We start from the raw sequence: 8,373 nt of genomic DNA, 5'->3' as shown, positions 1-8,373 counted from the left end.
ACTCCAAACAAAAATCTTTTTCCTTTGGGGTGGGGGGCGCGCCCCCCCCCCCAAAACGGCTACTCACGGACGATCAAGTAGCTGGGTTCACACCCTGATCGCCTCAAGCAGTCCTGCGATGCCGAAGATACTCATCATTCGTTTGAGGTTGTAGGCGAGCACATGAAGGCTCATCTCGATGCTCACCCTCGGCAGGGTTTTGGTCAGGAAGTGGGTACTTCCCATCCAGAACTTGAGCGCTCCAAAAGGATGTTCAACGGTCTGTCGACGAACCCTCATCATCGCTGGATCATGTTCTAGCCGAACTTGCATCGCATCGACTACAGCCTCATGTTCCCAGCGTTTCACACGGCGCTCCTTACCCGTCGTACATTACTTTTGCATTGAGCAGGACTGGCAGCCCGAGAAGTAGTAACAATGCAATAACATGCCGTCTTCCATCGACGAATGCCGCCTAGTTAGTAACTGCCCCGCAGGGCATCGATACTCGTCCGACGCCGCAAGATAGATGAAGTCCTGCTTACCAAATCGGCCTTCGGCTTTGCTGCCAGATGTGAGGGGTTTCGGTACGAAGGTAGTGATGCCAGCTTGCTCGCACGCAAGGATTTCCAGACCTTTGTAATAGCCTCGGTCGGCAACCACCGTTAGCGACTCCGCGCCGATCTCTTCACGCGCTTGGTTCGCCATATTGCTGAGCTGCGCCCGGTCATTACCAACGTTGGTCACCTCATGGGCAATGATCAGATGGTGCTTGTCGTCGACGGCTGTTTGTACGTTATAGCCAACCGTTCCGGTGCCTCGGCCGCTTGTGGCCATTGAACGTGCATCTGGATCGGTAAGCGAAATTTGCTGGTCTGGACTGTCGTGAAGCTGCGCCTCGATTTCTTTGAGTTTCTGCATCTGCTTTTTCAGTGTTTCTATCTTTTCCTTAAGCCGCTCTGCTTTGGCCTCAGCCAGTTCGGGCGTTGCCCGATCCGCCGAATCCATTGCTGCCAGATATCGATCGATGCTCTGCTCAATCTGCTGCATGCGTACCTTCACTTTGCCCTGCGTGAAGTTACGGTCGCGGTTGTTCACGGCTTTGAATTTGCTGCCGTCGATGGCGATGATTGATTGGGAGAAGAGATTGAGGTTGCGGCAAAGTACTACGAATTGTCGGCAGACGCTGCGAATGGCTTTGCCATTGTCTTTGCGAAAGTCGGCAATGGTTTTGAAGTCCGGAGCCAAACGCCCCGTTAGCCACATCAACTCGACGTTGCGCTCGGCCTCACGCTCAAGCCGGCGGCTGGACTGAATCCGATTGAGGTAGCCGTAGATATAGATCTTCAGCAACACCGCTGGGTGGTAGGCCGGACGACCCGTTGCGGCAGGATCGACGCCCTCAAAACCAAGTGCGCCCAGGTCGAGTTCATCGACGAAAACATCGACCACGCGCACTGGATTTTCTTCGGCTACGTAATCGTCCAGACACTCCGGCAGCAGAGTCACTTGCGTCCGGGCCTCGCCTTCAATGAATCGCTTCATGATCGTCCTCGATACGATCTAGACGATCAGAAGATTAGACAATTGCAGGTGTTTTCACACAGCCTGGACCCAAAGCGGACGTCATTGGCGAACATCGGCGAATGGTCGTCAGGAAGTTTTTCACGCGGCAAAAGTAAGCACTCTAGTTTCTTGAGTATCTTCAATTAACGCGACCACTTGCTCTTTTGGATGCGGTAAAAGTTCGGGGTATTCATCTGCTAGATATTCGATAATCGCATCTGCATCCCAGGGTCCGAGCGAAGTCACGTAGTCAGGGTACTGATTTTGAACCTCTCTCCACGATGGGTAAGGATGCTTGGAGAGCAACATGCCTGTTTGAGTGTAAATAATTTGAATCTGCACAAGTCTATTTCCCGTATGTAGACAGCGGTCTGAATCGAGGCAAAACGAGTGTAAATCCTTTTTAGGAATGCCTGCCAGGCGGTGACGTATTGCCGAAAAAGAGTGGGCTGAGCGTCCGCTTCTGGCCGAGACTGTGTAAAAACGTTTGTGAGCGCGTCAGGTACTCAAAACAGGACTGGAAATCGCGCCTCTACACGAGATCGACATCTGCTGACGTGCAGATAAATTTCAGATTTAACGTAGACGCGTACACTTCAATTTTGGCGAAGCGTTTTTACACACTCTGGGCCCATTGCAGACATTTATGTCTGCCTCTACAGAGGAATTTAGGGCTCAAAATGCGATTCATGGATTGAGTCATCATTTTTCGATAGCGGAACTTCAGAAACGCCACGTCATGTTGCCGGTCAGGGCTTGAATCCAGGCATCGTCGAACTGACCGGAGACTCGGTTGCCCGAGATCGACTTGGTCTGGTCCACCGGCATGTCGCCGAGCCAGACCATGGCCCAACTGACGTTGATGTCGGTGTCTTGGTTCAGAGCATAGGTGGCGCCTGTGGCGATGCGCCAGGACTCGCCCATAGGTACGATCACGCTGCGTTTGCTATCGGAGACAGCGCTGCTGTCGTAGGCCACGCCGACATTCCACAGCCATTGCTCGGTGGCCTGGTACTGCGCGCCAAGGGACAGGTGCCAGGTGTCCTTGAAACCGGCATCGACCGATTTCGACTGCGCGCCAAACGCCGTGGTGTCGACCTGTACGCCGATCTCACCGAATTCCGACCAGTCCTGCCAGTTGGCCGAGGCCAGCAAGGCCCATTGCCGGTCCAGTTGCTGGAACAGGCTGAGGGTCACGGTCTGCGGCACGGTGGTGTCGAGTTTGGTGTTGGTGTCGTTGATGCGTTCCAGCAAACGGCCGTCGCCTTTCACATCCAGCCGGTCTTCGAAGTCCAGGTCGACTTTGCTGGTGTAGGCCAGGCCAATGCGGGTGCCGGATTGCGGGGCATAGATCACCCCGACGTTGGCGCCATAACCCCAGGCACCATCCTTGTACTTGTACTGACCGTCAGCGCGATCGGTGAAACCGAAGGGAGAGCGGTCGATGGCGGTTTGCGCCTGCAACATGCCGTACATGGCCTTGACGCCAACGCCCACCGACCATTGCTCGTTGAAGCGATACGCCACGCTGGGCACCAGGGACAGACCCAGCAGGCTGGAGTTCTGCGCGAAGTAGCGGCCGGACCAATCGTTGTCGTAGTTGACCGCCAAGCCGAAGTCGCCGTACTGGCCGAAGCCGACGCTCCAATGTTCATCCAGTTCATGGCTGATGAAGAAACTGCCACCGGGGATCGGTTCGAGGGCATTGCCACTGCCGCTGCCGGCCACATTGCTGCCGGCGTCGCGATCGAAGCTCAGGTCGCCATACAGCACTTGCAAGCCGCCGGTGATCTGCGTGCCCGGCAGGTAACTCATACCCGCCGGGTTACTGGCGATGGTCGCTGGGCCTTGGGCCCGGGCGGCGGCACCGGCGTTGGCCAGGCCAGCGTTATCGGTGCCGATTTCGTAGAGCATGATGCCGCCGGCCCAGGCTTGCTGGCAGCACAGCGCGAGGAGCGTACAAGCAGGCAGGGCAGTGGTTTTGGTTGGCATGGTTAACCTCTATCCATTTTCGAATTAACGTAGCGCACGCACGCATGTCCATGGAGTAACAGCAGGCATCCCACGCGCCTTCTCAAGTCGAATTGATACTAGTCGAGAAAACCTGAACTAAGCTCTCCGGGTCGCTTCGCATCGAGGCGGCACAACCGCAGTGGTAGTGCATATTCTCGTTATCGAGAAGGAGCTACTGATGAGCAAAGTCGTCCACCTCATGCCTGTCATTGCCCTGGTAATTATCTGGCCCGATACCGGCAAAACTGCCGATAGCCAGGCCGAGCTGGCCAAACAATCACTGAACCCGGTTGCTGCGCTGTACAGCGTGCCGATTCAGTACAACTGGAACCAGAAACTCGGCCCCAGTGGCGAGGGCTACCAAAGCGTCACCAATATCCAGCCGGTGCTGCCCTTCACCCTCAATGACGAGTGGAACCTTATTTCCCGAACCATCCTTCCAGTTATCGATCAACACGGTCTGGTACCAGGTGGGCAGGCGGACAAGTCCGGGGTCGGTGATGTGACCCAGAGCTTCTTTTTTTCACCCAAACACCCGACCGCGAGCGGCTGGATTTGAGGGGCAGGACCGGTAATCCTGGTGCCAACCGGCAGTGATGAGCTGTTGAGTGGTGAGCAGTGGGGGGCGGGTCCTACCGTGGTTGCCCTCAAGCAAAGTAACGGCTGGACCCGCGGTATCCTGGCCAATCACATTTGGTCGCTGGACCACAGCCCTCCCGATGAAAAAGACAAAATCAACCAGACCTTCCTGCAACCGTTCTTCAGCTACACCACCCCTACCTACACCACCTTCGGCATCAACACTGAGTCCACCTACGACTGGCAAACCCGCGAATGGTCAGTGCCAATCAACCTGTTCGTGACCCAGCTGTTCAAAGTGGGTCATCAACCCATGAGCTTGCAAGTGGGCCCACGGTATTGGGCTGAAAGTCCGAAAGATGGCGCACAAGGCTGGGGGTTTCGGGTGGCGTATACGCTGTTGTTTCCAAAATGATTCCAGCTCCGCTGATGCATCTGTAGGCGTCACGAGTGGTCGCTGCTCGCAAACGTCAAAATGGCGAAGTGGCGGCCTCTGATGAAGCCGCCATGTTTCTCCTGTCTGATCAGTTACCTGCTGGCATCGGCAGGTTGATGCCTTCTTTTTTCAAGGTGTCACGCACGGTTTGGAATTTCTGGTATTGCGACAGCTCGATCGGCCCGTCATAACCCATGCTTTGCAGTTTGCGTGGTGGGTAATCGACGTAGGTTTTCATTAGCTTCATGATCGCGCCTGTGATCGGCACCATCGTCCAGGTACGCTCAGTAAAGTTGTTCATGAACAGGTCATAGCGCTCTTGCGGGTCTTGCCACAAGTCAAAGACCTGCGGCACGGTAGCTACATATTTTTCTGCGCCTTTCCATCCCAGGTTAGTGTCCACCGCCAGGCCGCCAGTTTGCGCGCCATCATCGCCGCGCAGGTTGAATACGGCCTTGTAGTTTCCGACACGCGCCGCACCCGGGGACAGTTCGTTCTCGGTGAAGTAGAACCACTCCTTGCGCGGAGAAGGGCCACTGCCGGTGAGTACAGGGGTCATGTCGTAACTGTCGAAGATGATTGGCTGACCTTCGCGATCTTTTTCCGGCAGCTTCACGCCAGCGACAGAGGCGAAGGTCGCCATCAAATCCAGGCCACCGAGCAGCTCGTGGTTTTTTGTGTCGGGCTTGATCTTGTCTGGCCAGACGGCAATGGCTGGTACCCGGTTACCGCCCTCACGCACTGTGCCCTTGGTCCCACGGAACGGGGTGTAGCCGGCGTCCGGATAAACATCCTGCCAGGCACCGTTGTCAGTGGTGTAAACCACAAGCGTGTTCTTATCCAGGCCCAGTGCCTTGAGCTTGTCCAAAATGCGGCCGATGTGGGTATCGAGTTCGACCACCGAGTCGGCGTACTTGGACTTAGACATGGATTTATGCACGAACTCCGGTGCAGGCATGTTCGGCTGGTGCACTTTCATGAAATTGACGTTGATGAAAAACGGCTTGTCCGATTTGGCTGCCGTGTCGAGAAACTCCAGGGCAGCTTTTTCGACATAGTTGTCAAAGAACGGAATGCCGACCACGCCGGGTTTTCCATCCACGACAGGCGTGTCCACGTACTGGCCGTTGACCTTGAATTCTTCTATCGGTTTTTCCCCGGCCTTGCCGGACAATGCGCCCTTGGTCACCCGTTGGAACATGGCGCGGGTTTCCGGGTCCATGTCCGGGAACCAGGTCGGATCGGCGTAGGTGTAAGCGTTGAGGTGATACAGGCCGACGTATTTCATCACGTCATAACCTTGCGCATTGGGTAGCGCATAATCGGCTTCGCCCAAATGCCATTTGCCGGTGAAATAGGTGTCGTAGCCACCGGTTTTCAGCACCGATGCCAGCGTCCACTCGGCTGCTGGCAGGCCACCGCCCTGGCCCTGGAAGGCCACGGTGGTCATGCCGCTACGATTAGGAATACGCCCGGTTTGCATGGCTGCCCGACCCGGTGTGCAGCTTGGCTGGGCATAAAAAGAGTAAAAAGTGACCCCTTCCGCCGCCAGCTCATCGATGCTGGGCGTCGGCATGCCTCGACCGACCCCACCGCCGTAAGGACCCAGGTCGCCATAGCCGGTATCGTCGGAGACGATAAACAGAATATTGGTCTTTTCCGTCTGAGCCGCATGGGCAAGTCCGTTCAGTGACAAAAGCGCAGCAAACACTATTGATAGTTTGAAACGGTCCGATAGCTGTTCCATACCAGGATTCCTCGTTGTTTCATGGTGCTGGCAACCGGTGATGGTGCACATCAACATTGACCCATGGTGCATTGACCACCGAGTAATTAGCCTAGGTACTGCGTACAGAATCATTTCCCCCTGTGGCATGACCATGCACGGGTTAAGGCGCAGGAAGGAGTCTAGTGCGTTTTTTTTCAAATGAACGGGGCGATAGCCGTGTTTTGTTGGTGTATGTAACGCCAGGATTACAAACTGACTAGATACCAACCATGAACGCGGTAAACACAATCGCCACAAAGCGCGACTCGACTTAAAAATGACTACCGACGGTTCATCGAGTCGCGTGTGCAATATCGCCGCAGAAAATATCGGCGCTGCCATCCTCGGGTGAAGTACGCACGACAACGGCGTACTTGCCGGAAAGCAGGTCTGGCATTGTAATGGGCGCGCTTCTGTAAAAGGTCCATCCACCGGTGCCTGCATTGGGTTCGGTGTTGACCTTATCGTTCATTGCGTACGCGACTGGCCCGGGTTGCTGGCAACTGCCTTTGTTGATGAAGGTGTAGATGCGCGGCGGCAGGATGGTCCCGTTTGGAACGCCGGTAATGTAGAAGTCAAAGTTGGTTTGATTGCCTTCGCCAGTCAATGTAGTCGTGGCGGTATGACCAGGGTTTTTATGGGTCGCTGCCAACGGAAGATTCATTGATTGGTGTGAGGAGCTGGTGCAGCCGAAGAGACTTGCGGTAGTCAATAGCACTGACAGGGGGAGACGGAGTTTCATTGCCAACCTCCAATATTGGAAGAAGTGCGGTGGGGGGACTATCGGGTATAGCTCAATAACGTCGCTGTGCGTTCTTGAACGTCTACTTTTATAGCCCGTTAAATCCCTGAATCCCCCCGGTTTATCAATCAGACGTTGTGAGCTCGCATGCTCACACGCTTGAGCACCTGCAAGTAGGTGGGTGGCTGCGGCACGATGCCGCGCTGGCGCTAAAGTGCATGCAATTTAGGCAAGAGGAAATAGGGCGCTGACGCCATCAGATGATGCTCAATATGAAAATTGACCCGGATCGGCGCCACGCAAGCGCGGGCGATCCAACACGGACTGTGTGGTTCAGGTACTGAGCAGTACGTCCGGGCTTGATTCCAGGCAGGCCTGCTCCGCCATGGAGCGAATGTGTCTCACTGATCGAACAGACCTGCTGGCAATTGGCGGCTGCGAAGGACTCTGCGTCGAATTGCGTCCAGAAGGCCTTCAGCCACAACGTGACCATCCCGCGTAACCCGCAATCCGGTCAGCCAACCGGCCAGAAAGAAGAAAGGGACAGATTTGTTTTCTGTACTTTTGACCGGCAGCTTCTGGCCGATTGCAGTCCCTGGTGACGGGCAGAAATCGACCAATAGCTACCGTTCACGAAGGACATCGACCCCAAACGAACAAACCGCTCCCCCTATCTGAATGCTATTCGTAAATCATCAATAACCTGCTTGATTGACGGCCCTTGAACTTCAGGCGGCTCAGGGCTTTCTCCAAATTCACGCCAGATGAACAGCGTGAGTTCTGCTCCATCAGTCAGTGACTGGGCGTTTTCGTCGCTGGCGAATGTCTGCAAAAGCCTGTACCGGGCATCTTTCCAGAAAAGCGTCTCGACCCAGGCGTACACCGGAATGAAGTGAAAGTGGATGGGGTAGCCAGGGGCGTGACCGAATCGGCTGATGTAGAGCCATTTCGGCTTCAGCTGCCATTCAAGGGTTTTCTGGATGTTGGCCATCAGCCCACCCAACTCTGCGAGTGCACCTTCGGGAAGTTCAGCCAGTGAGTTGACCTGAGTTTTCGCCCCCAGCATCAAATAGCCGGGAAGCGCCGACGACCTATGATGATTGAGAAGCCAATGGGTGGTTTCAAGAATGACGAATGGTGGTGCTATTTCCATGTGCTGATGTCCATGGTCATGGGGCACACAGAGCATCAAGGCATCGACTGTTGTGAAGGCCACCTCTGTGCCTATGCGCTTCTCACATCGGATTAATGCCGATTCATCACTGTTTTTCAAAGGCTCGGGGCACATTC

At 55.2% G+C, this 8,373-nt stretch carries 5 protein-coding genes and 2 pseudogenes; 1 reads left to right on the top strand and 6 read right to left on the bottom strand.

What is annotated here, in order from left to right; all coding sequences use genetic code 11:
* Window positions 1-87: 87 nt before the first annotated feature.
* The 3 genes and pseudogenes from QMX98_RS07940 to QMX98_RS07930 all read right to left on the bottom strand — a co-directional run bounded on the left by QMX98_RS07940 (window position 88) and on the right by QMX98_RS07930 (window position 3,537).
* Window positions 88-1,524, bottom strand: a pseudogene (locus QMX98_RS07940) (IS1182 family transposase).
* 120 nt (window positions 1,525-1,644) lie between these two features.
* Window positions 1,645-1,887 carry a hypothetical protein gene (locus tag QMX98_RS07935; protein ID WP_081853949.1) on the bottom strand — a complete coding sequence of 81 codons (243 nt, stop codon included), beginning with the start codon at window positions 1,885-1,887 and terminating at the stop codon, window positions 1,645-1,647.
* A 381-nt stretch (window positions 1,888-2,268) separates the two neighbouring features.
* On the bottom strand, window positions 2,269-3,537 hold the full coding sequence (locus tag QMX98_RS07930; RefSeq protein WP_102593359.1) for an OmpP1/FadL family transporter: 1,269 nt from the start codon (window positions 3,535-3,537) through the stop codon (window positions 2,269-2,271).
* A gap of 220 nt (window positions 3,538-3,757) precedes the next feature.
* Here QMX98_RS07930 and QMX98_RS07925 point away from each other — a divergent pair.
* Window positions 3,758-4,552, top strand: a pseudogene (locus QMX98_RS07925) (transporter).
* 109 nt (window positions 4,553-4,661) lie between these two features.
* Here QMX98_RS07925 and QMX98_RS07920 read toward each other — a convergent pair.
* From QMX98_RS07920 to QMX98_RS07910, 3 genes are all read right to left on the bottom strand, one after another.
* Window positions 4,662-6,320 carry an arylsulfatase gene (locus QMX98_RS07920; protein WP_010459100.1) on the bottom strand — a complete coding sequence of 553 codons (1,659 nt, stop codon included), beginning with the start codon at window positions 6,318-6,320 and terminating at the stop codon, window positions 4,662-4,664.
* A 313-nt stretch (window positions 6,321-6,633) separates the two neighbouring features.
* Window positions 6,634-7,083, bottom strand: coding sequence for a hypothetical protein (locus QMX98_RS07915; protein WP_010459101.1), 450 nt, complete (start codon window positions 7,081-7,083; stop codon window positions 6,634-6,636).
* Window positions 7,084-7,753: 670 nt separating this feature from the next.
* Window positions 7,754-8,236 carry an HIT family protein gene (locus tag QMX98_RS07910; RefSeq protein WP_200668620.1) on the bottom strand — a complete coding sequence of 161 codons (483 nt, stop codon included), beginning with the start codon at window positions 8,234-8,236 and terminating at the stop codon, window positions 7,754-7,756.
* Between the last annotated feature and the right edge of the window lie 137 nt (window positions 8,237-8,373).

The sequence above is a fragment of the Pseudomonas sp. PS02303 genome, from assembly GCF_029959925.1.
Taxonomy (GTDB): Bacteria; Pseudomonadota; Gammaproteobacteria; order Pseudomonadales; family Pseudomonadaceae; genus Aquipseudomonas; species Aquipseudomonas mandelii.
This window is presented reverse-complemented; position numbering and strand designations above follow the sequence as displayed.

Bases quoted from the DNA above. Each gene is read 5' to 3' on its own strand.
- QMX98_RS07930 (WP_102593359.1), bottom strand. From the start codon at position 3,537: ATGCCAACCAAAACCACTGCCCTGCCTGCTTGTACGCTCCTCGCGCTG.
- QMX98_RS07920 (WP_010459100.1), bottom strand. From the start codon at position 6,320: ATGGAACAGCTATCGGACCGTTTCAAACTATCAATAGTGTTTGCTGCG.
- QMX98_RS07915 (WP_010459101.1), bottom strand. From the start codon at position 7,083: ATGAAACTCCGTCTCCCCCTGTCAGTGCTATTGACTACCGCAAGTCTC.
- QMX98_RS07910 (WP_200668620.1), bottom strand. From the start codon at position 8,236: ATGGAAATAGCACCACCATTCGTCATTCTTGAAACCACCCATTGGCTT.